This window comes from Amycolatopsis mongoliensis (assembly GCF_030285665.1).
Lineage (GTDB): Bacteria > Actinomycetota > Actinomycetes > Mycobacteriales > Pseudonocardiaceae > Amycolatopsis > Amycolatopsis mongoliensis.
In genome coordinates this window covers 5,026,695-5,051,980 of sequence record NZ_CP127295.1, presented here as the reverse complement: position 1 = coordinate 5,051,980, position 25,286 = coordinate 5,026,695, and the positions used below count along the sequence as shown (strand labels likewise).

The following is a 25,286-nucleotide window of genomic DNA, read 5'->3' as shown; positions in this document are numbered from 1 at the left end:
GTAAGGAGGCCTTCACGGCGTTTGGCCCCTCGTTCGGTCGTGGCTAACCGCGGACCCAGGTCTTCCCCGTGATCCGCTCGTAGACCTCCGTGTAGCGCCGGCGCGTCTGCTCGACGATCTCCGGCGGGATCTCCGGCCCGGGCGGGGTCTTGTCCCAGCCGGTCGTCAGCGACCAGTCGCGGACGAACTGCTTGTCGAACGCGTGCTGCGGGCGGCCCGGCTCCCACTCGTCGGCAGGCCAGAACCGCGACGAGTCCGACGTCAGGACCTCGTCGCCGAGGGTCAGGGTGCCGTCGGCGTCGAAGCCGAACTCCAGCTTCGTGTCCGCGATGATCACGCCCTGTGCGGCGGCATGTTCGGCGCCTTTCGTGTAGATCTCCAGCGTCAGCTCGCGAAGCCGCTTCGCGGTGTCTTCCCCGATCTCGTTCAGCACCTCGTCGAAGGTCATGAACTCGTCGTGCCCGGTGTCGGAGATCTTCGTCGTCGGCGTGAAGATCGGCTCCGGCAGCTTGTCGCCCTCGACCAGGCCCGGCGGCAGCGCGACGCCGGAGATCTTCCCGTCGCGCTGGTACTCGCGCAGGCCGAGGCCGGCGAGGTAGCCGCGCGCGATGCACTCGACCTGGACCATCTTCAGCGGCTTGCAGCGCATCGCGCGCCCGGCGAACTCTTCCGGGACGTCGGTCGTCGACACGACGTGGTTCGGGACCACGCCGGACATCCGCTCGAACCACCACGCGGACAGCTGGTTGAGCAGCGCACCCTTGTCCGGGATCGGCGTCGGCAGCGAGACGTCGTAGACCGAGACCCGGTCGGACGCGACGAGCAGGATGTCCCCGCCGTCGAGCTCGTACAGGTCACGGACCTTGCCCGCGTGGATGTGCTTCATTCGCCGTCCTCAGTCGTGTACTCGTAGAAAACCCAGTGGTCGGGCAAGGCGGCGGACTCACCGTACTCGACGACCGTCCCGTCGGCCGCCACGAAGGTGCTCCGGCCCAGCAGCACCGGCGACCCGGCGGGCAGCCCCAGCTCGGCCGCCTCCTCGCCGTCCGCGCGGCCGGCCGCGTGCCGTTCCTGCGTCGTCGCGATCTTCGTGCCGAGCCGTGCGGCCGCGTGGGCCGAGGTGCCTTCGACGATCCGCTCGGGCACCAGCAGCGCCGGCGCCTTGGCCGACAGCGCGCCGTCGAACCACGACGTCGACGTCGACAGCGGCCGCGAGTCCGGTCCGTAGGTGGTACGCCGGCGGCGGATCGCCGGGGCGCCCTCCTCCAAGCCCAGCGCGGCCGCGGCGCGTTCGGACGCCGGCTCGAGGCCGGCCGAGCGGATCACGGCGTAGTGGCCGGGCGGGTAGATCCGGCCCGTCCGCACCGACGCGGCGGTGCGGTCGCGGGCCGTGCGGTGCAGGCCGCCGCGGTCGACGACCGTGCCGACACCGCGCACCGGGCGGACCAGCCCCTGCGAGCGGAGCTGGGCCAGGACCTTGGTGGCCGTCGCCATGGCGACGGCCCACGTCCGCGCGATCTCGCGGGCGGACGGCACCGCGTCGCCCTCCTGCAGCCGGCCGGACAGGATGTCTTCCCGGATCCGGCCCGCGATCTGCAGGTATGGCGGCTCAGGACGGTCGAGGGTGGGCAAGGCGGCTCCTCACGGGGACAACACGCACAAGTGTTCTAGCACGCCGGGGTGTCTCCCACAAAGGCCTGTTCAGAACCACCCAGGTGTACTAGTACAGTCGCTGGACTGCGCTCTAGTACGCAAGTTACCCTCGAAAGTGTGTCCCCGCCCACAGCACACAGCGGCTCCAACGGCCCGGGCCTCGAGCAGCTCCTCGAGGAACTCCGGCGCCGCAAGTGGGTATTGCACCTGTTCGGCGGCCGCGAGGCCCCGGAGATCTACGCCGCGGTACACACGTGGCCGACCTGCGCGGACGTCATCATCCTCCGGGACGAGCACCGCGCCAGCGCCTACCGCGTACCGACGTTCCCGGGCACCGACGTGTTCAGCCCGCGGGTGGTGACCTGGCAGTACCACGCCACCCCGGTCTGGACGCTGCGGGCGGTGCTCACCCTCGCGGAGCCCGGCACCCCGGGCGCACCGCTGCAGGCACTGCGACCACAGCCGGGGTGCCACATCCCGCTGGAGCTGCGCCGCGACGTGACGATCCGGCCGACGAGCACCACCGAGGCCGAAGGGGACGACGGTGGCGGCCCGCCCGCGTGCGCCTAGCGGGCGAGCAGCCGCTCCGCGACCACCAGGTCGTGGGGATAGGTGATCTTGAGGTTCTCGGGAGCCCCCGGGACCCAGCGGATCGGCAGGGAGGAGAACCGCTCCATGCACGACGAAGTGTCCGTTCCCACGAAGCCTTCGCGCTCAGCCTGTTCGTAGGCCTCGAGCAGCGGTCCGGCCCGGAAGCCCTGAGGCGTCTGGACGCGGATCGCGCCGGGCACCTGGGCGACCAGGTGCCCGGCATCCACCCCGACGACGTCGTCCGCGGCCAGGCCCGGCACAGCCCCCCCGTCCTCGCGTGTCCGGGCCAACACCGCACCGACCAACTCGGGGTGGACCAGCGGCCGGGCCGCGTCGTGCAGCAGCACGGCGTCGACCCGGCCGCCTGCGATTCTCGGGGCGAGGTGGCGCAGCGCGTTGAGTTCGGACGCCTGGCGCGTGTCCCCGCCGTGCACGATCTCGACGTCACCGTCGGCCACCTCTTCGGCGAGCTCCCGGTCCTGCGGCCGGATGACCAGCACCAGCACCCCGATGCCCGGGACGCCCTTGAAGGCGTCCAGCGACCAGGCGACCACCCGCCGGCCCGCCAGGGGCAGGTAGACCTTGTTCAGCTTCGCGCCGACGCGGGTGCCCGCGCCGCTGGCCAGCACCACCGCGGCCGCCGTCGTCTCCACGAGCCGCGAGACTACCGGGGCCGCCGCACCGGTAGGTTGGCCACAGCGTTGCCGTGGACGAGAAAGGGCCTGGTGTGGAGCCGGAAAACATCGAGTTCCCCGAAATCACCCCGCCCGACGACCACGCCCGGTCCGCCGCGATCGCCCTGCACGACAAGCTGGTCAAGCCGGCGGGGTCGCTGGGCAGGCTCGAGGAGCTGGGTGTCTGGATCGCGGCCTGTCAGGGCCAGTCGCCGCCGCGGCCGTTCACCCGGCCGCGCGTGATCGTCTTCGCCGGCGACCACGGCATCGCCGCGAAGGGCGTCTCGGCCTATCCCGCGGAGGTCACCGCGCAGCTGCTGGGCACGATGCTGACCGGCGGCGCCGCGATCAACGTGCTGGCCGCCGCCGCGGGCGCGAGCGTCCGCGTGGTCGACATGGCCGTGGACACCGAAGCGCCCGCGACGCGCTCGATCGGCGAGTACAAGGTCCGCCGCGGCTCCGGGTCCATCGACGTCGAGGACGCGCTGACCGCCGACGAGGTCAAGGCGGCCGTCCGCGCCGGCGTCGCGATCGCCGACGCGGAGGTCGACGGCGGCGCGGACCTGCTCATCCCGGGCGACCTCGGGATCGGCAACAGCACGCCGGCGTCGGTGCTGGTGGCGGCGCTGACCGGCACCGAGCCGGTCGCGGTGGTCGGCCGCGGCTCCGGCATCGACGACGAGGCGTGGATGCGCAAGGCGGCGGCGGTGCGCGACGCGCTGCGCCGGGCCCGCGCGGTCCTGGCCGACCCGGTCGCCCTGCTGCGCACCACGGCGGGCGCGGACATCGCGGCGATGGCCGGGTTCCTGGCGCAGGCCGCGGCCCGCCGGACGCCGGTGGTGCTGGACGGGCTCGTCGCGTGCGCCGCGGCGCTCGTCGCCGAGGACCTCGCGCCGGGTGCGCGCCGGTGGTGGGTGGCCGGGCAGCGGACCGCCGAACCCGCCCACTCGCTCGCGCTGGAGCACCTGGACCTCGGCCCGCTGCTGGAGCTGGACGTCCGCCTCGGCGAAGGCACCGGCGCGGTGACGGCGTTGCCGCTGCTGATGATGGCCGCCCGGGTCCTCGCGGAGACGGCGACCCACGAGCAGGCCGGCGTCTCCGGCCCGGTCATCCCGGCCACCGCCACCTGACCCCGAAAGGCCGTGAATGGCACATTGAGGGACTTGAAGTCCCTCAATGTGCCATTCACGGCTTTTGGCCGAACGCTCAGGCGAGCTTGACCATCCAGTGGTCCACGTCGGGCCGGGTGCCCTCCTGGATCCCCGTCAGCTCTTCGCGCAGCTTCATCGTCAGCTCACCCGGCTGCCCGTCGGCGATCGTGAACTCGCCGTTCGCGTGCTTGACGTGCCCGACCGGGGTGATCACTGCCGCCGTGCCGCAGGCGAACGTCTCGGTCAGCTCACCCGAAGCCGACGCCTTCTCCCACTCCTCGGTGGAGATGCGGCGCTCTTCGATCTTGTAGCCGAGCCGCGAAGCCAGCTGCAGCAACGACTTGCGGGTGACGCCGGGCAGCAGCGAACCGGTCAGCTCGGGCGTGACCACCCGGGCGTTCTCGCCGGAGCCGAAGACGAAGAACAGGTTCATCCCGCCCATCTCCTCGACCCAGCGCCGCTCCACCGCGTCGAGCCACACCACCTGGTCGCAGCCCTTCTCCACGGCCTGCGCCTGCGCGACGAACGACGCCGCGTAGTTGCCGGCGCACTTCGCCGCGCCGGTGCCGCCGGGCGCCGCGCGAACGTACTCCGTCGACAGCCAGACGCTCACCGGCTTCACGCCACCGGAGAAGTACGAGCCGGCCGGGGACGCGATGACCGTGTACACGTAGTCGGCGGCCGGGCTGTTGACGCCGAGGCCGGTGGACGTCGAGATCATGAACGGCCGCAGGTAGAGCGAATCACCCTGGCGGGTGGGCACCCACCGGCTGTCGACCGCGACGAGCTCCCGCAGCGACTCGACGAAGACCTCCTCGGGCAGCTGCGGCATCGCGAGCCGCTCGGCCGACTGCCGGAACCGCGCGGCGTTGGCGTCCGGGCGGAACGACGCGATCGAGCCGTCCGGCTGGCGGTAGGCCTTGAGGCCCTCGAAGATGGCCTGGCCGTAGTGCAGCACCGAGGTCGCCGGGTCGAGCGTGAACGGGGCGTAGGGGCCGACCTGGGCGTCGTGCCAGCCTTCGCTCTTCGACCACTTGACGGTCACCATGTGGTCGGTGAAGTACAGCCCGAAACCGGGCGTCTCGAGTACCTCCGCGACACGGTCCGCGCTCGCAGGACTCGGGTGCGGGACATGGGCGAACTGCGTCGAGGTGGTCATGGCTAGACGATACCGCTTGGTCGGAGGCGCGTTAGTCGGATGTCCCACTGTTCCGGGTGCCCCGCGCCCGCGCCGTGACCGCTCTAGTATGACGGCGTGACCTACCACTCCACGGAGCCGGTGCCCCGGCCCAAGACCGGCGGGGCCGACGTCAAGACGTTCGTCACCGCGGTGCTGCTGACCTTCGGCGTCGGCCTGCTCGGCATGGTCGGCTGGGCCGTCCTCAGCAGCGGCTTCGGCGGGTTCCTCGGCCTGGTCGGCGGGGTGTTCGCCGTCGTGTGGTGGCGGCACATCCACGGCAAGGTCTTCCCGCAGGTGATCCCGACGAAGTCGGTCGTCATCCTCGCGGTGGTCAACGCGGTGCTGGCGCTGCTCCTCCTCCTGACCGCGGGCTGAGCCCCTCGAGCAGCCCCGCGGGCAGTTCCGGCGCCGGCCAGTCCGGATCCGGGCGGAAGTCGGTGCCGGTCCCGTCGAACGGGTAGGCGCCGCGCTCGGCCAGCGCGCCGATCCGCTCGCCTTCCGCGCGCAGCCGGTCGAGCTGCTCCTGCGTCAGGCGGCCGGCGTCGATCGCGACCTCGGCCTCGTCCTCGTCGTCCCAGCGCCAGGTGCCGTCCCGGTCGACGACGACGTCGAGCACGCCGTCGATGCGGTCGACCCCGGCCGGGGTCCGGCCGAGCGGGACCTCGAGGTTGACGTACCAGTTCGTGAACCGGCCCGCGGCGTCGAAGAACCACCACACCGACGACCACTCGTCGTCGGCGATGCGCCGCAGCGTGGACGTGTGGTGCCAGAAGTCCGGCACCGGCACGCGCGGGATGCGGAACCGCTGGTCCAGGGGCGCGTCCGCCATGTGCCGGCCATCCGCCAGCCGGCTGCCCACGATCGGGGTTCCCGCCGGGATCCAGGCGAGCAGGACGCGGCCGTCGTCGGCGAGCGCGCGCAGCGGGTGGACCTGGCCGATCGAGCCGTCCGGGCGGTGGAACCGTTCGACCACGGTCTCCCCCGGCCGCCAGCGTCGATCACTCACGCAACCCACTGTACCGGCGCGCGCGCACGCCCAGTAGCAGCTCGGTCACGGTCACCAACCCCGCGACGACGAGTACGGGCAGCACCGGCAGGAAGTACGCGGCCACCGCGGCGGCGGCGATCCCCGCCAGGCCTCGCAGGCCGGCCCGCTCGCGGACCTCGGTGCCGGCGGCGAGCGCCGGCACCACGGTCGCGACCACGGCGACGACGGTGAGCAGCGACTGCAGCGAGTCCGCGTCGGCGGCGGAAAGCAGGTCGCGCACCGATGTCAGGGAGAGCCCGAGCCGGACGGCGCCCAGTTGGTACAGCGCGGCGAAGGCGGTCAGCACCGCGACCGCGCCGAGCAGCAGCACGCGCCAGCCCGTGCTCTCGCGGCCGGTGGGCCGCAGGAACGGCAGCGTCACCACCGCGGCGACGAGCACGCCCGCGAAGTCCGGCGTCCGGAGCCCGCCCCCGGCCGTCGACACGGGCGGCACGGCCACGCACACCGCGACCAGGACGAGCCCCGCCACGAGCAGCAGCCCACCCACGATCCGTACGACGATCGTCGGGATCTTCAGCCCGGCGAACCCGGCGCCGGTCACCACGACGGCGAACGCCGCGGCGGCGAGTTCGCGGTGCGCGGGGAAGACGTAGGCGCCGAACGCGATCGCGTAGACGGTCACCTCGGCCAGCCGCGTCACGGCCACCACGACCCGGTCGACCAGCGCATCCCCCGGTTCCGGCACCCGGGCCGTCACGCCCGCCGCGATCGCCGCCAGCACCAGGCCCGCCAGCAGCCACCAGCCCGCGCCCGCCGCTCCGGCCGCCAGCGCCACCAGCAGCCCACCGCCCAGCCGCACGCGGCCCTCCCTCTCCCTCTGTTCACCCGTGGTCCGGTCGTCATTAGCATGGCTCACGATCCCGACCGGGCCGGCGCCCGGTACCACCGTGAACGCGCGAGGAGCCAGAAGTGACCGTGCCTAAGCTCGCCCTGTCCGACAACACCGGGGAGGCACTGGCCAAGACGCGCGCCGACGTGATCGTCATCGGTACCGTGGCCGGCGAGGACGGCCCGCTGCTCGCCGCGGGCGCCGCCGCCGTGGACGCCGCCTTCGACGGCCGGCTCGCCGGGCTCCTCGCCACCCTCGGCGCCAGCGGCAAGGCCGAAGAGGTCGTCAAGATCCCGACGCTGGGCAAGCTCCCGGCGGGCGTCGTGCTCGCCGTCGGCCTGGGCAAGGAGGGCGACGCCGTCACCCCCGAGCAGGTCCGCCGCGCCGCGGGGGCCGCCGGCCGCGCGCTGGCCGGCACCGACCGCGCGTTCGTGACGCTGTCGGAGCTCGACCTGCAGGCCGCCGTCGAGGGCACGGTCCTCGGCTCCTACGTCTTCACCGCCTACCGCTCCGAGAAGGGTGACGCCCCGGTCGCGAAGGTCGACTTCGCCAGCCCGGCGGCCGGGACCGCCCGCGAGCACAAGGCGACGCTCAAGGCCGCGACCAGCATCGCCGAGGCCGTCCTCACCGCCCGCGACCTGATCAACACCCCGCCGAACGACCTCTACCCGGCCTCCTTCGCCGACCGCGCGAAGAAGCTGGCCGAGGACAACGGCCTCGAGTTCGAGGTCCTCGACGAGAAGGCCCTGAAGCGCAAGGGCTTCGGCGGCATCCTCGGCGTCGGCGGCGGCTCCGCCCGCCAGCCGCGCCTGGTGCGCATCGCCTACAAGCCGGCCAAGGCCGCCAAGAAGGTCGCGCTGGTCGGCAAGGGCATCACGTTCGACTCGGGCGGCATCTCGCTCAAGCCCGCCGCGAACATGGACCACATGACCTCGGACATGTCCGGCGCGGCCGGCGTGCTCGCTTCGGTGGTGCTGGCGGCGAAGCTGAAGTACCCCCTGGAGGTCGTCGCGCACATCCCGCTGGCGGAGAACCTGCCGTCGGGGACGTCGTACCGCCCGGGGGACGTGCTGACCATGTACGGCGGCAAGACCGTCGAGGTCCTCAACACCGACGCCGAAGGCCGGTTGGTGCTGGTGGACGCCATGGTGCGCGCCGCCGAGGAGAACCCGGACTACCTGATCGAGACCTCGACGCTGACCGGCGCCCAGGTCGTCGCGCTCGGCAACCGCACCGCCGGCGTGATGGGCTCGGACGACTTCCGCGACCGCGTCGCCGCGGTCATGCAGGCCACCGGCGAGAACGGCTGGGCGATGCCGCTGCCGGAGGAGCTGCGCGCCGACCTCGACTCGCGCCTGGCCGACCTGGCCAACGTCACGGGCCACCGCTGGGGCGGCATGCTCGCGGCGGGCATCTTCCTGCGCGAGTTCGTCGCCGACGGTCTCGATTGGGTCCACATCGACATCGCGGGCCCGTCGTTCAACACGGGTGCCCCGTGGGGCTACACCGGCAAGGGCGGCACCGGCGTCCCGGTGCGGACGATCGCCGCGGTGCTGGCGGACATCGCCGCCAACGGCTGACGTGCCATGACGTGAATGACTCATTCATGTCGTCTGACGACATGAATGAGTCATTCACGTCGCTTCGGGGCCGGTGATCCCTTTGCCGCTTTCGGTGTGATCCGCGACACCGTACCGTGGCCGGGTGACCACCGGGCCGGTCGAAGAGGACACTCCCGCCGCGATCGCCGCCGAGCACGACGAAGAACGGCCGGCCCGCGCCCTCTCCCGCGTTCCCGACCGCGTCGTCTACTTCGTCGCCCTCGCCGTCGCGATCCTCGTGCTCAAGCAGGTGTTCTTCCCCTTCGCCAAGGGCAACCAGTTCTACCTCGTGCTCTTCCTCGGCGTGACGCTCCCGCTGGTCTTCCTCTGCTACCGCCCGCGGCTGCGCGGCCGCGACGACCCCGGCTGGACGGACTGGGCCCTGGCCGCCGTGGCCCTCGCCGTCGGCCTCTACCCAGTGCTCGTCGGCTACGACGACTTCCTGAACCGGCAGGGCATCCTGTCCCCGCTGGACGTCGTCGCCGGCGCGCTGCTGCTCGTGCTGGTCCTCGAGGCCACCCGCCGCACGACCGGGCTGGTGCTGCCGATCGTCTGCCTGCTCTTCCTCGCCTACGCCTACTACGGCGGCTACCTCCCGCAGAACTGGGGCATCGCCCACGCCGGGATCGACTTCAGCCAGATCGTCAACGCGCTCTACAACGACGCCAGCGGCTTCTACGGCACCCCGCTCGACGTCGCGGCCAGCTACATCGTGCTGTTCACCCTCTACGGCGCCGTGCTCAACGCCTCCGGCGCCGGCCGGTTCTTCGTGGACATCTCCTTCGCCGCCTTCCGGAAGTCGCGGACGGCGCCGGGCCGGACCACCGTGCTGTCGGGCTTCCTGCTCGGCACGGTCTCGGGTTCGGGCACCGCGACGGCGGTCAGCCTCGGCTCGATCACCTGGCCGATCCTCAAGAAAGCCGGCTACCCCAGGGAGAACGCGGGCGGGCTGCTCGCCGCGTCCGGCATCGGCGCGATCCTCTCGCCGCCGACGCTCGGCGCCGCGGCGTTCATCATCGCCGAGTACCTGCAGACGTCGTACCTGACCGTGCTGATCTGGGCGACCGTCCCGACGCTGCTCTACTACCTCGGCATCGTGTTCGCGATGGAGGCCGACGCGCGGCGCTTCGAGGCCGAGCCGGTCGACGTCCCGCACGGCGATCCCTGGAAGCTCCTGCTGCGCGGCGGCTACCACTTCCTGTCGCTGGCGATCATCGTCGTGTTCCTGGCCCTGGACATCCCGCCGTTCGCCGCGGTGGTCTACGCCACCGGCGTCGCCGCGCTCTTCGCGCTGATCGCCCGCCGCCGCGACGTCAAAGGCTGGGCCAAGGACATGGTCGACGCGCTCTCGGCCGGGGTCCGCGGAGCGCTGCCGGTGATCGCGGTGTGCGCGGCGGCCGGCGTGATCACCTCGACCATCACCAAGACCGGGCTCGGCCTCGAACTCGCCGACGCGCTGGTGGAACTGGCCGGCGCGCTCACCGACAACGGCACGGTGGTCCTGATCCTGACCGTGCTGCTCTCGGCGATCGCCGTCGGCGTGCTCGGGCTCGCGGTGCCGGTCACCGCCAGCTTCATCATCGCGTGGGTGGTGATCGGCCCGGCGCTGGAGACGCTCGGGGTCGCCGACGCCGAGCGCGCGATGTTCATCTTCTACTACGCCGTGCTTTCGGAGGTCACGCCGCCGACCGCGCTCGCCGCCGTCGCCTCGGCGGCGATCACCGGCGGGTCGGTGCTCGGCACCATGTGGCAGTGCTGGAAGTACACGCTTCCCGCGTTCCTGGTGCCGATCGCCTTCGTGCTCACCGACAACGGCGCCGCGCTGCTGCTGCAGTCCGATGTGCTCACCGTGCTGTGGGTGGCGGCGGTGTCCGCGGTGGCCGTCGCCGCGCTGGCGGTGGTGACCGGGGGCTGGCTGTTCGGGCCGGTCAGCCTGCCCGTGCGGCTGCTGTTCGTGCCCGCGGCCCTGTGCCTGCTCTACCTGGAGCCGGTGCCGATCGCGGCCGGCGTCGCGTTCGGTGTCGTAGCCGTGCTCGCCCACGCCGTGATCAAGAGGAGGACAGCATGAAACGCGCACTGGCCGCTGCCGCGGTACTCGCTCTGGCCGTCACGGGCTGCGGCGGGAAACAGCAGACCGACCAGCCCGCCCAGGGTGGCGGGCAGACCTGTGAGGCCGGCGAAGGCCGGATCACCATCGCCACCGGCAACAGCGGCGGCGTCTACTACGTGCTGGGCGGCGGCTTGGCCCAGCTGATCAGCAACAGCACCAAGCTGCGCGCGACGGCGGCGGAAACCGGCGCGTCGGTGCAGAACATCCAGCAGCTGGTCGCCGGCAACTACGACGTCGCGTTCTCCCTGGCCGACACCGCTGCGGACGCCGTGCGCGGCGAGGGATCCTTCGACGGCAAGCCGCAGAAGATCCAGGCCCTGGCCCGGATCTACCCGAACTCGACGCAGGTCCTGGTGCGCACCGATTCGGGCATCAACTCGGTCGCCGACATGAAGGGCAAGCGGATCTCGACGGGCTCGCCGAAGTCCGGTACCGAGGTGATCGCGAACCGCCTGCTGCAGGCCGCCGGCCTCAAGCCGGACACCGACGTCCAGGCGCAGCGGCTCGACCTCGCCAAGACCGCCGACGGCATGAAGTCGGGCACGCTCGACGGGCTCGTCTGGTCCGGCGGGCTGCCGACCGCGCAGATCACGGACATCACCACGGCGTTGAAGGACAAGGTGAAGTTCCTCGACATCACGCCGCTGCTGCCGAAGCTCAAGCAGGTCAACGACGTCTACGACCGCGCCGTCATCCCGGCCTCGACGTACGCCCAGCCCGCGGACGTGCCGACGGTCGTGGTGCCCAACCTGCTGCTGGTGCGCGAGGACTTCCCGGCCGGCAACGCGTGCGCGATCGCCAAGCTGCTCTTCGACAAGCAGGCGGAGCTGGCGAAGGTCCATCCGGCGGCGAAGGAGATCACCAAGCAGCTGGCCACGCAGACCGATCCGGTCCCGCTGCACCCGGGGGCCAAGCAGGCCCTCGGCTGACGCCTGTGCCAGGGTCGGGGCGTGGACGCCGGTGAGTACCTCGAGACGGCGGTCCGCGACGTCCTGACCGCCGCCGAACCGGGCGTCGACGACCAGGTCGGGTACGCCGCGCTGCTGCTCGCCGTCACCGGCGCCCTCGACGAGGCCGACCGGCTGGCCGGGCAGTGGCTGGCGCGCACGGAACGCCCGGCGGACGCCCTGGCGGCGGCCCCGGTGCGCGCCCGCGCGTGGGCCATGCTGTCCGAAGCCCGCGGCGGCCGTCCGGAGTGGGCCGAGGGCTTGGTGCCGCTCGACCTCGACGCGGAGGAGCGAGCCCACACGGCGTTCTTGACCAAGCCGGTCTCCGACCTCGACGGCGTGCTGCCGCCGGGACTGGCCGCCGAGGTGGTCAAGCAGGTCGCGCCGTCCCGCCCCGACCGCGTCCGCGCGGCACTCGCCGAGGGCGACCTCGCGCGGTGGGCGTCGCTGGCCGGGCCGCGGCCGGACGTCGCGACGCTGGCGGCGACGCGCGCGCTGGCCCCTGCGCTGGTCGCGGGCGCGGACCCGCTCGGCCTGCGCGACTGGGCGCCGAGCTGCGCGGGGGCGCTGGTCGCGGCCCTGCACGAGCGGTACCCGCGTGACCTCGGCAGCTGGCCCGAGCTGATCGCGGAGATCATGCGGCTGCGCGGCTCGGGGGAAACGACGCTCCTGCGCGGCCGATCCCCCCTCCCGCCGCCGGCGTCGGAGGCGGCGATCCGCTCGGCGGAGCTGCGGCTGGGCGTCGGCCTGCCGCAGGACTTCCGCGAGTTCCTGCGCACCTGTGACGGCCTGCCCGCGGACGTCGTCTTCCCGCGGTTGCTGGGCACGGCCGAGCTGCGGGCCGAGAACGGCGTGGTGATCCTGGCCGAACCGGCGGTGCTGCTGCTCTCGGCGTCCCACGTGGTCGAGGTCGACCCGGTGCTCGGCACGACGGTCCACCCGTCGTTCCGCGCGGCGCTGGTCCAGCACGCCACTTTGCTCGCCCAAGCAGGCTAGCTTGGTCCCGGTGACCACCCTCACCGCGGAGAAGATCACCCCGGACAACGTCGCCGCCGCGTGCCAGCTGGCCGTCGAGCCCCACCAGAGGGACTTCGTCGCGCCGGTCGCCGTCTCGCTCGCCGAGGCCTACACCCAGCCCGAGATCGCCTGGCCGAGGCTGATCCTCGACGACGGGGAACCGGTCGCCTTCGTCATGGCCGGCTTCGCCCCGGAGGCGAAGCTCGACTTCTTCCGCTGCGGGATCTGGCGGCTCAACGTCGGCGCCGGAGTCCAGGGCCGCGGCCTCGGCCGGTTCGCCGTCGAGACGGTCCTCGAAGAGGCGCGGCGACGCGGCGAAAAGACCGCCACCGTGCTGTGGATCCCGGCCGAGGGCGGTCCGGAGGGCTTCTACCTCAAGCTGGGCTTCCGCCCCACCGGGCAGACCTTCAACGGCGAGGTGGTCGGCCGGATCGAGCTCTAGACCTGGCCGCGCTTCTTCCGCTCGGTGTACTCGCGCATGCGCTTCGGATAGCCGACCCGGGCGACCTCGTAGACGGGGATCGAGCGGCGGTGGCCGAACTGCTGGGCCGCTTCCAGGCTGCCGATCCGGCGGCGGGTCCACTCACCGTCGTGGGCGATCAACACCACAGTGGTCTCGGTGACGTTCGTCTTCGGCTCGACGAAGGCCTCGACACCCCGGCGCGAGGCCGCCCACTCGTCGAGGTGATGGGTGTCTTCGGAACTGGCTTTCCGCAGCGTACCGGCCTTCTGGCCACCCTTGGCGCGCCTGCGCAGCGAGTCGAACAACCCCACCGCGACCACCTTCCCTCCCGAGACATTCCCCACTCATTATCCCGATGTCCGCGTGTGGTCGGTGTCGCACACCCGGCTAGCTCGCAGCCCCGTCCGGCGTAGTGACAAGATGGCGGGTGTCGCGCGCGCGGTTATACCGGGCAGGGGCGACGACAGAGCACCACCCCACTGCTTGCCGAGGAGTTATTGAAGTGACCGACACCTCCGCCGACCTCGTGATCCTGGGAGGCGGATCGGGCGGCTACGCCGCGGCGTTCCGCGCGGCCGAGCTGGGCCTTTCCGTCACGTTGATCGAGAAGGACAAGCTCGGCGGGACCTGCCTCCACCGGGGCTGCATCCCGACCAAGGCCCTGCTGCACGCAGCCGAGGTCGCCGACGAAACCCGCGAAGCCGAGGCGGTCGGCGTCAAGGCCGTCTTCGAGGGCATCGACATCGCCGGGGTCAACAAGTACAAGGACGGGATCGTCGCCCGGCTGTACAAGGGCCTCCAGGGCCTGGCCAAGGCCCACAAGGTGAACCTCGTCGAGGGCAGCGGCACGTTCGTCGGCGGCACGACCGTCGAGGTGGACGGCACCCGCTACACCGGCAAGAACGTCATCCTCGCCACCGGTTCCTACTCGCGCACGCTGCCCGGCCTGGAGCTCGGCGGCCGGGTCATCGCCAGCGAGCAGGCCCTGGCCCTGGACTACGTGCCCAAGAAGGTCGTCGTGCTGGGCGGCGGCGTCATCGGCGTCGAGTTCGCCAGCGTCTGGGCCTCCTTCGGCGTCGACGTCACCATCGTGGAAGCGCTGCCGCGGCTCGTCCCGAACGAGGACGAGTTCGCGTCCAAGCAGCTCGAGCGCGCTTTCCGCCGCCGCAAGATCGCCTTCAAGACCGGCGTGAAGTTCACCGGCGCGAAGCAGGACGACAACGGCGTGAGCGTCTCGCTGGAGTCCGGCGAGACCATCGAGGCCGACCTGCTGCTGGTCGCCGTCGGCCGCGGGCCGAACTCGGCGGGCCACGGCTACGAGGAGGCCGGCGTCAAGATCGAGCGCGGCTTCGTCCTCACCGACGAGCGGCTGCGCACCAACCTGCCGAACGTCTACGCCGTCGGCGACATCGTCCCCGGCCTGCAGCTCGCGCACCGCGGCTTCCAGCAGGGCATCTTCGTCGCCGAGGAGATCGCCGGGCAGAACCCGCGCGTGATCGACGAGAGCGGCATCCCGCGGGTCACCTACTCCCACCCGGAGGTCGCGTCGGTCGGGCTGACCGAGTCGCAGGCGAAGGACAAGTACGGCGCCGACGTCACGACGTTCACCTACGACCTCGGCGGCAACGGCAAGAGCCAGATCCTCAAGACCTCCGGCGGGGTCAAGCTGGTCAAGGCCCCGGACGGCCCGGTCGTCGGGGTCCACATGGTCGGCGACCGCGTCGGCGAGCTGATCGGCGAAGCGCAGCTGATCTACAGCTGGGAGGCCTTCCCCGAAGACGTCGCGCCGCTCATCCACGCGCACCCCACCCAGACCGAGGCCCTCGGTGAAGCGTTCCTCGCCCTCGCGGGGAAGCCGCTGCACGTGCACAGCTGACGTCCCACCAGCAGAATCCAGACCACGCAGAACTTGGAAGAGGAGTCAGCGAACGATGGCCTACTCCGTCACATTGCCGGAGCTCGGGGAGAGCGTCACCGAAGGCACCGTCACCCGGTGGCTTAAGCAGGAGGGCGACACCGTCGAGGTCGACGAGCCGTTGCTCGAGATCTCGACCGACAAGGTCGACACCGAGGTTCCCTCCCCGGTGGCGGGCAAGGTCGTGAAGATCAGCGCCCAGGAGGACGAGACCGTCGAGGTCGGCGGCGAGCTCGCCGTCATCGACGACGGGTCCGGCGGCGCGCCCGAGTCCGCCGCCCCGGCGCAGGAAGAGCAGAAGCCCGAGCCGGAGCCCGAGCCGGAGTCCCGGCCCGAGCCGCAGGCCCAGGACAACGCGCCGAGCAAGCCGGACACCGCGCCGGCCGCCGGTGGCGAAGGCACCGAGGTGAAGCTGCCCGAGCTGGGCGAGAGCGTCACCGAGGGCACCGTCACGCGCTGGCTCAAGCAGGTCGGCGACTCGGTCGAGGTCGACGAGCCGCTGCTCGAGATCTCCACCGACAAGGTCGACACCGAGGTGCCGTCGCCGGTCGCCGGCACGGTGCTGGAGATCCGCGCGGGCGAGGACGAGACCGTCGAGGTCGGCGGCGTCCTGGCCGTGATCGGGGACGCCGGCGCCGCGCCGAAGGCCGAGTCGAAGCCGGAGCCGGTCCAGGAGTCCAAGCCCGAGCCGAAGCCGGAACCCGAGCCGGAGCCGAAGCCCGAGCCGGTCCAGGAGTCCAAGCCGGAACCGAAGCCCGAGCCCAAGCCGGAACCGAAGGCCGAGCCGGCCGCGGCGAAGGAGAGCTCGGCGGACGGCCCGTACGTCACGCCGCTGGTCCGCAAGCTCGCGTCGGAGCACGGCATCGACCTCGCGTCGCTGACCGGCAGCGGCGTCGGCGGCCGGATCCGCAAGCAGGACGTCCTGGCCGCGGCCGAGGAGAAGCAGAAGCAGCAGCAGGCCCCGGCCCCCGCCGCGGCGCCGTCGGCTCCGGCCGCCGCTTCCGCTCCGTCGGCCCCGCGCCCGGCCGCCCCGGTCTCCCCGGAGATCCAGGCCCTGCGCGGCACCGTGCAGAAGGCCAGCCGGATCCGCCAGATCACGGCCACCAAGACCCGCGAGTCGCTGCAGGAGTCCGCGCAGCTCACGCAGGTCCACGAGGTCGACGTCACGAAGATCGCCAAGCTGCGCCAGCGCGCGAAGGCGGCCTTCAAGGAGCGCGAGGGCGTCAACCTGACGTTCCTGCCGTTCTTCGCGAAGGCCACGGTCGAGGCGCTCAAGCAGCACCCGAACGTCAACGCGTCCTACAACGAGGACACGAAGGAGATCACCTACCACGGCGCCGTGCACCTGGGCATCGCGGTGGACACCGAGCGCGGGCTGCTCTCGGTCGTGATCCACGACGCGGGTGAGCTGAGCCTGGCCGGTCTCGCGCACCGGATCGCCGACCTGGCGGGCCGCGCGCGGGCCAACCAGATCAAGCCCGACGAGCTGTCCGGCGGCACGTTCACGATCACGAACATCGGCTCGAACGGCGCGCTGTTCGACACGCCGATCATCGTGCAGCCGCAGTCGGGGATGCTCGGCACGGGCGCGGTCGTCAAGCGCCCGGTGGTCGTCGCCGACGCCGACGGCAACGACACGATCGCCGTCCGGTCGATGGTGTACCTGCCGCTGACCTACGACCACCGCCTGGTGGACGGGGCCGACGCGGGCCGCTTCCTGACGACGATCAAGCAGCGCCTGGAAGAGGGCAACTTCGAGGACGAGCTCGGTCTCTGAGCCACGCAAAAGCCGTGAAGGCCTCCGAACCGGCCACTTGAGCCGGTAAGGAGGCCTTCACGGCTTTCCGGGGTTTCTTCGCGGCCGGACCTCGGTGTGCGCGGCGGACCGGGATGAGCAACGATCGGACCATGCGAGTACTGATCGCCGGAGCGAGCGGCTTGATCGGGTCGGCGCTGGTCGACCGCCTGCGGCGCGAGGGCCACGAGGTCCGCCGGCTGGTGCGGCGCGAGGCGCGCGAAGGTGGAGAGCTCCGCTGGGACCCGCCGTCCGGCACCATCGCCAACGGCGCCTTCGAAGGCGTGGACGCCGTCGTGAACCTCGGGGGCAAGCCGCTCTTCCCCGGGCGGTGGAGCGCGATGCGCAAGCAGGAGCTCACCGACAGCCGGGTCGAGCCGACCGAGGTGCTCGCCGAAGCCGTCGCCGAACACGGCGTCGGCGTGCTCGTCAACGCCTCCGCCGTCGGGTACTACGGACACACGCACGAGTCCATTGTGGACGAATCCGGGCCGCGCGGCCGCGGTTTCCTCGCCGAGCTCTGCGAAGCCTGGGAAGCGGCGACCGCGGGCGCGGGCGACGCGCGCGTCGTGAACATCCGGACCGGGCTGGTGCTCTCGGCCAAGGGCGGGCTGTACGGCACGCTCCGCCCGCTCTTCCAGCTGTGTCTGGGCGGGCGGCTCGGCGACGGCCGTCAGTACATGCCGTGGATCGCCCTCGAAGACGAAGTCGGCGCGATCGTCCACGCCCTCACGCACGACGACCTGTCCGGCCCGGTCAACCTCACCGGCCCGGCCCCGGTGACCAACGCCGAGTTCACCCGGGCGGCCGGGCGGGCCCTGCACCGCCCCGCGCCGTGGTGGGTGCCCGGGATCGCGCTCAAGACCGTGCTCGGCCAGGCCGGCGAGGAGATGGCGCTGTTCGGGCAGCGAGCTGTGCCGGCCGCGCTGGAGCGGTCCGGCTACGAGTTCCGGCACCGGACCCTGGACAGCGCGCTAGCCGCGGCATGAGCGTTCCGCTGCAGCGCTGGCTCGTCGTCGGCGCGGTGCTCTCGGCCGCGTTCGTCGTACTCGGCTTGAGCGTGGCCCGGCAGCCGCTGACCCTCGACGTCGAAGTCGCGAACGCGCTGCACGGCGTGTACGCGGAGCCGCTCGGCCGGGTGGCGCAGGCCGGGAGCGACGTCCTCGGGCCGGTGCTCCCCTTCGTGCTCGGCGCCGCGCTGCTCGCGCTGGCGCTGCGGCGTCGCGAGCACCTCGGGCTGTTCGTGCGGCTCGCCGTCGTGCTGGTGCTGTGCCGGCTGACCAGCCTGGTGTTCAAGCCGGTCTTCCTGCGGGAGCGCCCGCGCGACTACCCGGACCTGAGCTACCCGAGCGGGCACGTCGTTTCGGTGGCGAGCACGGGATTCGTGCTGCTCCTGCTGTGCGCGTGGCTGTGGCCGCGGCTGGTTCGCCGGGTCGCGGTGGCGGTCGTCGTGGCCACCGTGCTGTGCGCCGCGTGCCGCGTCGTGCTGGGCGTGCACTGGGTCACCGACACGATCGGAGCGGTGCTCGCGGTGGCGGGTGTCGGGCTGCTCTCAGCCTGCGCCTTGCGGCTGCTCCCCCAGGGTGACGGGCGTAGCCTCGACGGGTGAGTTCTTCCCGCACCTCCTGCCGCGCCACCACCGAGCCCGTCGACGTCCGGGAGCTCGGCACGATCGAGTACACCGAAGCCTGGGAGCTCCAGCGGAGCCGGCTCACCGCTCGCGCCGACGGCACCGCGCCGGACACCATGTTCCTGCTGCAGCACCCGTCGGTGTACACCGCGGGCAAGCGCACGGAACCCGCCGACCGCCCGGCCGACGGCACGCCGGTGATCGACGTCGACCGCGGCGGCAAGATCACCTGGCACGGCCCCGGCCAGCTGGTCGGCTACCCGATCGTCAAGCTCGGCGACCCGATCGACGTCGTGCACTACGTGCGGCGGCTCGAGGAGGCGCTGATCCACGTGTGCGACCAGCTGGGCGTGCACAGCGGCCGCGTCGAGGGCCGCAGCGGCGTGTGGATCCCGGCCGACGACCGCGGTATCGAGCGCAAGATCGCGGCGATCGGCATCCGCGTCCAGCGCGGCGTGACGATGCACGGCTTCGAGCTCAACTGCAACGCGGACCTCTCGGCGTTCGACACGATCGTGCCGTGCGGGATCCGCGACGCGGGCGTGACGTCGCTGTCGTACGAGCTGCAGCGGGACGTCAGCGTCGAAGCGGTGCTCCCGCTGGCGCGTGACGCCGTCCTGGCGGCGCTCGAAGGCGAGCTCCCGGTGAGCGAGGACCGCTGGCTCCCGCGTCCGGAGGCCCCGAAGGCGGCGGGCGTCACCTTCGCGCTCCAGAACTGAAAGCCGTGAAGGCCTCCTTCCCGGCTCTTATGGCCGGTAAGGAGGCCTTCACGGCTTTCGGGGTCAGTCCAGCTGGGGTGCGACTTCAGCCGCGATCAGGTCGATCTGGTCCAGGTCCGACAGGTCCAGCAGCTGCAGGTAGACGCGGGTGATCCCGGTCTTCTCCCGCCACTGCCCGATCCGGTCGACGACCTCGGCGGGCGTCCCGGCCAGGCCGTTCGCGCGCAGCTCGGTGACGTCGCGCCCGATTCCCGAAGCCCGGCGCGCAACCTCCTCCTCGGAGCGGCCGACGGCGACGGTCAGCGCCACCGAACGCAGGATCTCCTTGGGGTCGCGGCCGATCTCCTGCGCCGCCGCGTCGACGCGGGCGAACTGCGCGGCCGCCGTGTCGGCGTCGGTGAACGGCAGGTTGAACTCGTCCGCGAACCGGGCCGCCAGCGCCGGCGTGCGCTTCTTGCCCTGGCCGCCGACGATCACCGGCGGGGCCGGGGACTGCGCCGGCTTCGGCAGGCCCGGGGACTCCGACAAGGTGTAGTACTCGCCCGTGAAGGAGTACGTCGAGCCTGCCGGCGTCTTCCACAGCCCGGTGATGATCTCGAGCTGCTCGGCGTAGCGGTCGAAGCGCTCCTTCATCGGCGGCAGCGTCAGGCCGTACGCCTCGTGCTCGGCGTCGTACCAGCCGGAGCCGAGGCCGAACTCGACCCGCCCGCCCGACATCTGGTCGACCTGGGCGACCGAGATGGCCAGCGGTCCCGGGTGCCGGAACGTCGCCGCGGTGACGAGCGTGCCGAGCCGGATCCGGCTGGTCTCGCGGGCCAGGCCGGCCAGGGTGATCCAGGCGTCGGTCGGGCCGGGCAGGCCGTCGGCCGAGCCCATCTTCAGGTAGTGGTCGCTGCGGAAGAAGGCGTCGTAGCCGGCGGCTTCGGTCGCCTTGGCGACGCGCAGCAGGTCGTCGTAGCTGGCCCCCTGCTGGGGCTCGGTGAAGATCCTCAAGTCCACGAAAGTCAGCCTATAGAGACGTCCGGCTCCGTGCGCCGCAGCCGTACCAGCATGCGGACGATGACGTCCTCGATCTCGGCGCCGACCTTCTTCGGGTCCGGCGAGCTGGCGATCTCGGTCGCCGCGCTCGACAGCGCGCCGAACAGCAGCCGCGCGGTGACCTCGACCGGCACCGGCTCGACCTCGCCCGCGTCGATCAGCGACTGCAGGCCGGACCGGACGAGCCCGAAGCTGCACCGCTCCTCGGCCTCGCGCCAGCGCTCCCAGCCCATGACGACCGGCGCCTCGTGGATGGCGATCCGCTGGTAGGCGGGGTCGAGGCAGGCGCGGATGAACGCGTTGAGCCCGCCGAGGGCCCGCTCCCACGGCGTGCCCTCGCCGGTCATGATCTTGTCGAGCCGGTCGTAGACGAGGCTCTCGACCTGGTCGAACGCGGCCTCGAACAGCGCCTGCTTGCCGCTGAAGTGGTGGTAAAGCGCGCCCTTCGTCACGCGCGCACGTTTGGCGATCTCGTCGAGCGAGGTACCCGCATAACCGCGTTTGGTGAACAGTTCCACCGCGCTGTCGACCAGCGCCGACCGCGTCGACTCGGAGTAGTCGAGCCGTCTGGACCTCATTGTCGCCACCTTCACAACTTTACGCCCGGAGGATCTCTCCGTACTCATGGTATGTTCGCCGTGTCAGGTCCGTACCGGGAGTATGCCGCAGACCCGCGGTATGACCCGGGCCACGGAAGGGGAGCCCACGATGAGCTGGACAGACTTCTACCGACGTCAGGAAATCCTCGACGCCATGGTTCGCCTGGCCGCCCGGAACCCGGGCGCGCCGCTGCCGCTCGACGAGGTCCCCGGTGCCGAAGAGCACTTCGGCACCGAGGAGAACGTCCTGCAGGCCCTGCAGTACAAGTGGACGCAGGTGCTGGCCGGACGGCTGCGTGCCGAGGTCACCGACCCGGACGACGCCGACGGCCTCGGCGACCACGTCGACGCCGTCACGCGCGCCTGGCGCGCCGTCGTCGAAGAGCACGAGACGCTGCGCGCGGTGCTCGACGGCGGCCTCGAACGGCACGCGTCGCTGCGCCGGATGCACGAGGGCGAGCTGCGGATGCTCGCCGTCACGGCCGGGCTGGCCGACCCGCGCGAGCCGGGCGAAGAGATCGTCAAGGTGGGTCACGCGCTCGAGGCGCTGCTGCGCACGAGCCGCGAGGAGCCCGCCCGCCGCAGCCCCGTCATGGGACATCTGCGGCGCCTGCTCGCGCCCAGTGCGTGAACAGGGTTTAGTAAGCACATGACGGAGCGCTGGACCGACGCCGACATAGCCGACCAGACCGGCCGGACCGTCCTGGTCACGGGGGCGAACTCGGGGCTCGGGCTGCGCACCGCCGAAGTGCTCGCGGGCAAGGGGGCCCGCGTGCTCCTCGCCTGCCGCTCCGCCGAACGCGGGGCGAAGGCACTGGACAAGGTCCGCACGGCCGCCGCGGGCGCCGAGCCCGAGCTCATCCCACTGGACCTGAGCGAGCTCGCCTCGGTGCGCGCGGCCGCCGCGTCGGCCCGCGAGCTGACCGGCGACGCACTGGACGTCCTGGTCAACAACGCCGGCGTCATGGCGACCGCCCGCGGCCGCACCGCCGACGGCTTCGAGCTGCAGTTCGGCACCAACTACCTCGGCCACGCGGCACTGACCTGGCTGCTGATGCCCGCCCTGCGCGGCGGGCGGCACGCCCGCGTCGTCACCCTGTCGAGCCTCGCCGCCACCGGCGCGCGCATCCACCTCGACGACCCGAACTTCGAGCACCGCCGCTACAACGCGGCCACCGCGTACGGCCAGTCGAAGCTCGCCGACCAGGTGTTCGCGATCGAGCTGGACCGCCGCCTGCGCGCGGCGGGCTCGGACATCCTGAGCGTCGCCGCGCACCCCGGGTACACCGCGACCGGGCTCGGCAGCGGCATGGCGCGGTCGTACTCGAACCCGGTGGTCCGGTCCTTGATCGCCGGCGGCCATCGCGTCGGCGAGGTCCTGTTCGCCCAGGGCACCCGGATCGGCGCCCTCCCGCAGCTGTACGCGGCCACGGCGGACGGCGTCGAGGGCGGCGCCTATTTCGGCCCGCGCGGCGTCGGCAACCTGCGCGGATACCCGGCCGAGGTGCGGACGCTGACCGCCGCGCGCAGCGAGCCGCTGGGGGTCGCGCTGTGGGACCTGACGGCGAAGCTGACGGGCGTCACCCCCGACCCCGCGTAGCCAGGACGGGCGTACGGTTGACGCCGTGAGTGCTGCGCCTGAAGGCCGGAAGCTGCTGCGTCTGGAAGTCCGCAACAGTGAGACGCCGATCGAGAAGAAGCCGCCGTGGATCAAGACGCGGGTGCGGATGGGGCCGGAGTTCACCGAACTCAAGGGTCTCGTGCGCCGCGAGGGTCTGCACACGGTGTGTGAAGAGGCTGGTTGTCCCAACATTTACGAGTGCTGGGAAGACCGGGAGGCCACGTTCCTGATCGGTGGGGATCAGTGCACGCGTCGGTGTGATTTCTGTCAGATCGACACGGGTAAGCCGGCTGCCTTGGATCGCACGGAGCCGCGGAAGGTCGCGGAGTCGGTGCAGGCGATGGGGTTGCGGTACTCGACGGTGACCGGTGTCGCGCGTGACGACCTGGACGACGGTGGCGCGTGGCTGTACGCGGAGACCGTGCGTCAGATCCACGCTCTGAACCCGGGTACCGGTGTGGAGTTGCTGATTCCGGACTTCAACGCTGATCCGGCGCAGCTGGCGGAGGTGTTCGGGTCGCGGCCGGAGGTGCTGGCGCACAACGTGGAGACGGTGCCGCGGATTTTCAAGCGGATCCGTCCCGGTTTCCGGTACGCGCGGTCCCTGGAAGTCATTACCAAGGCGCGTGAGGCCGGGCTTGTGACGAAGTCGAACCTGATCCTGGGCATGGGGGAGACGCCGGACGAGGTGGCTCCGGCGATGCAGGATCTGGTCGACGCGGGGTGCGAGATTTTGACGATCACGCAGTATCTGCGGCCGTCACCGCGGCATCACCCGGTGGATCGGTGGGTGAAGCCGGAGGAGTTCGTCGAGCATTCGAAGGCTGCCGAGGCGATGGGCTTCGCGGGTGTGATGGCGGGTCCGTTGGTGCGGTCGTCGTACCGCGCGGGACGGCTCTACGCGCAGACCAAGGGCTACCGTGGTGAGGAGCTGCCCGAGAACCTGCAGCACCTCGCCGACCAGGGCCCGGCCGCGCAAGAAGCCGCGTCGCTGCTGGCCCGGTGACGCACGTCACCCCACCATCCTTAAAGGATCGGTAATGTGGGTGGCATGGCCCTGGTTTCGGACCTGCTCGACTGGTTGCAAGGACTCCCGGAACCGGGGCTCGTCGCGGCGACCGGCGGCCTGGTGTTCGCCGAATGCACGATCGGGCTGGGGTTCCTGGCCCCCGGCGAGTCCGGCCTGCTCATCGCCGCGACGACGGCGAACACGGTCGCGCGCTTCGTGGTCCTGTGGCTGGTGGTGACAGTGTGCGCGACGGCCGGCGACGCGCTCGGCTACCTGATCGGCCGCCGTTTCGGCCCACGGCTGCGCGAGACGAAACTGATCCGCAAGTACGGCCTCGACGCGTGGGACAAGGCGACCGCGGTCCTGGAGCGCCGGGGCGCGTGGGCGGTGTTCTTCGCCCGGTTCCTGCCGGTGATCCGGACGCTGACCCCGGCCGCGGCGGGGACGTCCGGACTGCCGTTCCGCAAGTTCCTGCCGGCCGCGGCGGCGGGCGCGTTCTGCTGGTCGCTGGCGCACATCAGCATCGGCGCGGCCCTGGGCGAAGCGGCCAAGCGGATCGAGGGAGTCCTCAACACGGGAGGCCTGATCGCGGTGGGCGTGCTCGCCGCGGTGGGACTGTTCTTCTTGCTGCGCTTGAAGAAGCGGAAAGCGTCGGCCGCCGAACCGGCTCGCGAGCCCGAGCGAGTCCCCTGAACCCGGGCCGGTGCGCCCGGAGTCCACGAGGTCGCGGCCAAGCCGGGCGCCGGCACCCGGCCGTCGCGCACCCGGTGCCGCATGACCTGCGAGATCCGGGCTTACTACATTCGGCGGTATGAGTCTCGCGGATCTCCCCCGGCCGGTCGGGTTCGTCCTCGGCGGGGGCGGCAGCCTCGGCGCCATGCAGGTCGGCATGCTGCGCGCGCTCACCGAGGCCGGCCTCACGCCGGACCTGGTGGCGGGCACGTCGGTCGGCTCGCTCAACGCGGCGGTGCTCGCACTGCCCGGTGACGACGTCTTGATGCGCCTGCACGACATCTGGGCCCACATGACGCGCGCCGAGGCGTTCCCCGGCGGCGTGCTGAGCCGCGTCCGCACGCTGACGCAGAGCAAGACGCACCTGTTCCCCAACAGCGGCCTGACGGCGATCATCGCCGACCACCTCGGCGCCGAGACCCGCTTCGAGGACCTGGCGCTGCCGCTCGGCGTCGTCACGACCCAGGTCGACACCGCCGAGCCGCTGCTGATCCGCTCCGGGCCAATCCTGCCGCCGCTGCTGGCCAGCTGCGCGATCCCGGGGATCTTCCCGCCTGTGGAGTACGAGGGGCGACTGCTCTACGACGGCGGGCTCGTCGCGAACGTGCCGATGCGGCAGGCGCTGACGATGGGCGCGAAGTCGCTGGTGGTGCTGGACTGCGCGTTCCCCGGGAAGATGCCGGAAGCGCCGCGGACGTTCGCCGAGGTGATGATGTTCACCGCGATGATCAGCATGCGGAACCAGGCGGTGCTGGAAGCGCCGGTGGCGGCCGCGCAGGTGCCGGTGGTGTACCTGCCGGGGCCGGCGCCGGCACGTGTGAACCCGCTCGATTTCGGGCACACCGAAGCACTGGCGGAGGAGGCATACTCGGCCGCGCGGGAGTTCCTCGACGGGATCTCGGTGAGCGGGCCGGGACTTTACGGGGCACCGGGCCTCGTCGTCACGTGATTCGCGTCACGCCGA

27 protein-coding genes are annotated in these 25,286 nt (G+C 71.8%); 18 read left to right on the top strand and 9 right to left on the bottom strand.

All coding sequences use genetic code 11. The annotated features are described in order from the left end of the window. Positions 1-43: 43 nt before the first annotated feature. On the bottom strand, positions 44-886 hold the full coding sequence (locus QRX60_RS24665; RefSeq protein ID WP_286003144.1) for a phosphoribosylaminoimidazolesuccinocarboxamide synthase: 843 nt from the start codon (positions 884-886) through the stop codon (positions 44-46). Beyond that, complete coding sequence (locus QRX60_RS24660) at positions 883-1,632, bottom strand: GntR family transcriptional regulator (protein ID WP_286003143.1); 750 nt, start codon at positions 1,630-1,632, stop codon at positions 883-885. Before QRX60_RS24660 ends, QRX60_RS24665 begins: the two co-directional genes overlap by 4 nt. A gap of 138 nt (positions 1,633-1,770) precedes the next feature. Here QRX60_RS24660 and QRX60_RS24655 point away from each other — a divergent pair, with 138 nt between their 5' ends. Next, positions 1,771-2,223, top strand: coding sequence for a hypothetical protein (locus tag QRX60_RS24655; RefSeq protein ID WP_286003142.1), 453 nt, complete (start codon positions 1,771-1,773; stop codon positions 2,221-2,223). Here the strand turns inward: QRX60_RS24655 and QRX60_RS24650 are convergent. After that, a complete protein-coding gene (locus QRX60_RS24650) occupies positions 2,220-2,897 on the bottom strand; it encodes an IspD/TarI family cytidylyltransferase (RefSeq protein WP_286003141.1) in 678 nt (225 codons plus the stop codon). The two genes, QRX60_RS24655 and QRX60_RS24650, sit on opposite strands and share 4 nt — an antisense overlap. A 74-nt stretch (positions 2,898-2,971) precedes the next feature. On the opposite strand from QRX60_RS24650, the gene cobT reads away from it, so the two are divergent. Next, positions 2,972-4,048 (top strand): nicotinate-nucleotide--dimethylbenzimidazole phosphoribosyltransferase, encoded by a 1,077-nt coding sequence (gene cobT, locus QRX60_RS24645; protein ID WP_286003140.1) that lies wholly within the window; start codon positions 2,972-2,974, stop codon positions 4,046-4,048. A gap of 76 nt (positions 4,049-4,124) precedes the next feature. On the opposite strand, the gene QRX60_RS24640 is transcribed toward cobT, so the two are convergent. Further along, positions 4,125-5,228, bottom strand: coding sequence for a branched-chain amino acid aminotransferase (locus QRX60_RS24640; RefSeq protein WP_286003139.1), 1,104 nt, complete (start codon positions 5,226-5,228; stop codon positions 4,125-4,127). A 96-nt stretch (positions 5,229-5,324) separates the two neighbouring features. On the opposite strand from QRX60_RS24640, the gene QRX60_RS24635 reads away from it, so the two are divergent. Continuing rightward, positions 5,325-5,624: a hypothetical protein gene (locus tag QRX60_RS24635; protein WP_286003138.1), complete on the top strand. Its 300-nt coding sequence runs from the start codon at positions 5,325-5,327 to the stop codon at positions 5,622-5,624. On the opposite strand, the gene QRX60_RS24630 is transcribed toward QRX60_RS24635, so the two are convergent. Together QRX60_RS24630 and QRX60_RS24625 are read right to left on the bottom strand one after the other, a co-directional pair. Further along, positions 5,581-6,255 carry a DUF402 domain-containing protein gene (locus QRX60_RS24630; RefSeq protein WP_286003137.1) on the bottom strand — a complete coding sequence of 225 codons (675 nt, stop codon included), beginning with the start codon at positions 6,253-6,255 and terminating at the stop codon, positions 5,581-5,583. The genes QRX60_RS24635 and QRX60_RS24630 overlap by 44 nt on opposite strands. Beyond that, positions 6,248-7,096, bottom strand: coding sequence for a hypothetical protein (locus QRX60_RS24625; protein ID WP_286003136.1), 849 nt, complete (start codon positions 7,094-7,096; stop codon positions 6,248-6,250). Before QRX60_RS24625 ends, QRX60_RS24630 begins: the two co-directional genes overlap by 8 nt. A 110-nt stretch (positions 7,097-7,206) precedes the next feature. Between QRX60_RS24625 and QRX60_RS24620 the strand changes: the two genes are divergently transcribed. From QRX60_RS24620 to QRX60_RS24600, 5 genes are all read left to right on the top strand, one after another. Then, positions 7,207-8,706 carry a leucyl aminopeptidase gene (locus QRX60_RS24620; RefSeq protein WP_286003135.1) on the top strand — a complete coding sequence of 500 codons (1,500 nt, stop codon included), beginning with the start codon at positions 7,207-7,209 and terminating at the stop codon, positions 8,704-8,706. A gap of 124 nt (positions 8,707-8,830) precedes the next feature. Further along, positions 8,831-10,795, top strand: coding sequence for a TRAP transporter permease (locus QRX60_RS24615; RefSeq protein ID WP_286003134.1), 1,965 nt, complete (start codon positions 8,831-8,833; stop codon positions 10,793-10,795). Further along, the gene (locus QRX60_RS24610) at positions 10,792-11,766 is read left to right on the top strand and encodes a TAXI family TRAP transporter solute-binding subunit (RefSeq protein WP_286003133.1); all 975 of its coding nucleotides are present in this window, start codon (positions 10,792-10,794) and stop codon (positions 11,764-11,766) included. Before QRX60_RS24615 ends, QRX60_RS24610 begins: the two co-directional genes overlap by 4 nt. Positions 11,767-11,787: 21 nt before the next feature. After that, entirely contained in the window at positions 11,788-12,780 is a 993-nt protein-coding gene (locus QRX60_RS24605; RefSeq protein ID WP_286003132.1) for an SMI1/KNR4 family protein, read from the top strand. 10 nt (positions 12,781-12,790) lie between these two features. Then, complete coding sequence (locus QRX60_RS24600; RefSeq protein WP_286003131.1) at positions 12,791-13,243, top strand: GNAT family N-acetyltransferase; 453 nt, start codon at positions 12,791-12,793, stop codon at positions 13,241-13,243. On the opposite strand, the gene QRX60_RS24595 is transcribed toward QRX60_RS24600, so the two are convergent. Continuing rightward, on the bottom strand, positions 13,240-13,584 hold the full coding sequence (locus QRX60_RS24595) for an oxidoreductase (RefSeq protein WP_155541890.1): 345 nt from the start codon (positions 13,582-13,584) through the stop codon (positions 13,240-13,242). The two genes, QRX60_RS24600 and QRX60_RS24595, sit on opposite strands and share 4 nt — an antisense overlap. A 182-nt stretch (positions 13,585-13,766) precedes the next feature. Between QRX60_RS24595 and lpdA the strand changes: the two genes are divergently transcribed. The 5 genes from lpdA to lipB all read left to right on the top strand — a co-directional run bounded on the left by lpdA (position 13,767) and on the right by lipB (position 19,323). Continuing rightward, the gene (lpdA, locus tag QRX60_RS24590) at positions 13,767-15,140 is read left to right on the top strand and encodes a dihydrolipoyl dehydrogenase (protein ID WP_286003130.1); all 1,374 of its coding nucleotides are present in this window, start codon (positions 13,767-13,769) and stop codon (positions 15,138-15,140) included. A gap of 55 nt (positions 15,141-15,195) precedes the next feature. Next, complete coding sequence (gene sucB, locus QRX60_RS24585) at positions 15,196-16,956, top strand: 2-oxoglutarate dehydrogenase, E2 component, dihydrolipoamide succinyltransferase (RefSeq protein ID WP_286003129.1); 1,761 nt, start codon at positions 15,196-15,198, stop codon at positions 16,954-16,956. A 131-nt stretch (positions 16,957-17,087) separates the two neighbouring features. After that, on the top strand, positions 17,088-17,963 hold the full coding sequence (locus QRX60_RS24580; protein WP_286003128.1) for a TIGR01777 family oxidoreductase: 876 nt from the start codon (positions 17,088-17,090) through the stop codon (positions 17,961-17,963). Continuing rightward, the gene (locus QRX60_RS24575) at positions 17,960-18,583 is read left to right on the top strand and encodes a phosphatase PAP2 family protein (protein ID WP_286003127.1); all 624 of its coding nucleotides are present in this window, start codon (positions 17,960-17,962) and stop codon (positions 18,581-18,583) included. Before QRX60_RS24580 ends, QRX60_RS24575 begins: the two co-directional genes overlap by 4 nt. After that, positions 18,580-19,323, top strand: a complete 744-nt coding sequence (gene lipB / locus QRX60_RS24570) for a lipoyl(octanoyl) transferase LipB (RefSeq protein ID WP_286003126.1) — start codon at positions 18,580-18,582, stop codon at positions 19,321-19,323. Before QRX60_RS24575 ends, lipB begins: the two co-directional genes overlap by 4 nt. A 63-nt stretch (positions 19,324-19,386) precedes the next feature. Here lipB and QRX60_RS24565 read toward each other — a convergent pair whose 3' ends face one another. Beyond that, complete coding sequence (locus QRX60_RS24565) at positions 19,387-20,322, bottom strand: LLM class F420-dependent oxidoreductase (protein WP_286003125.1); 936 nt, start codon at positions 20,320-20,322, stop codon at positions 19,387-19,389. A 5-nt stretch (positions 20,323-20,327) separates the two neighbouring features. After that, a complete protein-coding gene (locus tag QRX60_RS24560) occupies positions 20,328-20,939 on the bottom strand; it encodes a TetR/AcrR family transcriptional regulator (protein ID WP_003095816.1) in 612 nt (203 codons plus the stop codon). 130 nt (positions 20,940-21,069) lie between these two features. On the opposite strand from QRX60_RS24560, the gene QRX60_RS24555 reads away from it, so the two are divergent. The 5 genes from QRX60_RS24555 to QRX60_RS24535 all read left to right on the top strand — a co-directional run bounded on the left by QRX60_RS24555 (position 21,070) and on the right by QRX60_RS24535 (position 25,271). Beyond that, positions 21,070-21,591 (top strand): hypothetical protein, encoded by a 522-nt coding sequence (locus QRX60_RS24555; RefSeq protein ID WP_286003124.1) that lies wholly within the window; start codon positions 21,070-21,072, stop codon positions 21,589-21,591. 18 nt (positions 21,592-21,609) lie between these two features. Further along, a complete protein-coding gene (locus QRX60_RS24550) occupies positions 21,610-22,560 on the top strand; it encodes an oxidoreductase (RefSeq protein ID WP_286003123.1) in 951 nt (316 codons plus the stop codon). 25 nt (positions 22,561-22,585) lie between these two features. Continuing rightward, positions 22,586-23,587, top strand: a complete 1,002-nt coding sequence (lipA, locus tag QRX60_RS24545; protein WP_286003122.1) for a lipoyl synthase — start codon at positions 22,586-22,588, stop codon at positions 23,585-23,587. Positions 23,588-23,632: 45 nt separating this feature from the next. Continuing rightward, entirely contained in the window at positions 23,633-24,283 is a 651-nt protein-coding gene (locus QRX60_RS24540) for a DedA family protein (protein ID WP_286003121.1), read from the top strand. Between the two features lie 118 nt (positions 24,284-24,401). Next, positions 24,402-25,271, top strand: coding sequence for a patatin-like phospholipase family protein (locus tag QRX60_RS24535; protein WP_286003120.1), 870 nt, complete (start codon positions 24,402-24,404; stop codon positions 25,269-25,271). Positions 25,272-25,286 lie beyond the last annotated feature (15 nt).

Coding starts and splice junctions, on each gene's coding strand:
- QRX60_RS24665 (WP_286003144.1), bottom strand. CDS start 886: ATGAAGCACATCCACGCGGGCAAGGTCCGTGACCTGTACGAGCTCGAC.
- QRX60_RS24640 (WP_286003139.1), bottom strand. CDS start 5,228: ATGACCACCTCGACGCAGTTCGCCCATGTCCCGCACCCGAGTCCTGCG.
- QRX60_RS24610 (WP_286003133.1), top strand. CDS start 10,792: ATGAAACGCGCACTGGCCGCTGCCGCGGTACTCGCTCTGGCCGTCACG.
- sucB (WP_286003129.1), top strand. CDS start 15,196: ATGGCCTACTCCGTCACATTGCCGGAGCTCGGGGAGAGCGTCACCGAA.
- QRX60_RS24580 (WP_286003128.1), top strand. CDS start 17,088: ATGCGAGTACTGATCGCCGGAGCGAGCGGCTTGATCGGGTCGGCGCTG.
- QRX60_RS24575 (WP_286003127.1), top strand. CDS start 17,960: ATGAGCGTTCCGCTGCAGCGCTGGCTCGTCGTCGGCGCGGTGCTCTCG.
- QRX60_RS24560 (WP_003095816.1), bottom strand. CDS start 20,939: ATGAGGTCCAGACGGCTCGACTACTCCGAGTCGACGCGGTCGGCGCTG.
- QRX60_RS24555 (WP_286003124.1), top strand. CDS start 21,070: ATGAGCTGGACAGACTTCTACCGACGTCAGGAAATCCTCGACGCCATG.
- QRX60_RS24550 (WP_286003123.1), top strand. CDS start 21,610: ATGACGGAGCGCTGGACCGACGCCGACATAGCCGACCAGACCGGCCGG.
- QRX60_RS24540 (WP_286003121.1), top strand. CDS start 23,633: ATGGCCCTGGTTTCGGACCTGCTCGACTGGTTGCAAGGACTCCCGGAA.
- QRX60_RS24535 (WP_286003120.1), top strand. CDS start 24,402: ATGAGTCTCGCGGATCTCCCCCGGCCGGTCGGGTTCGTCCTCGGCGGG.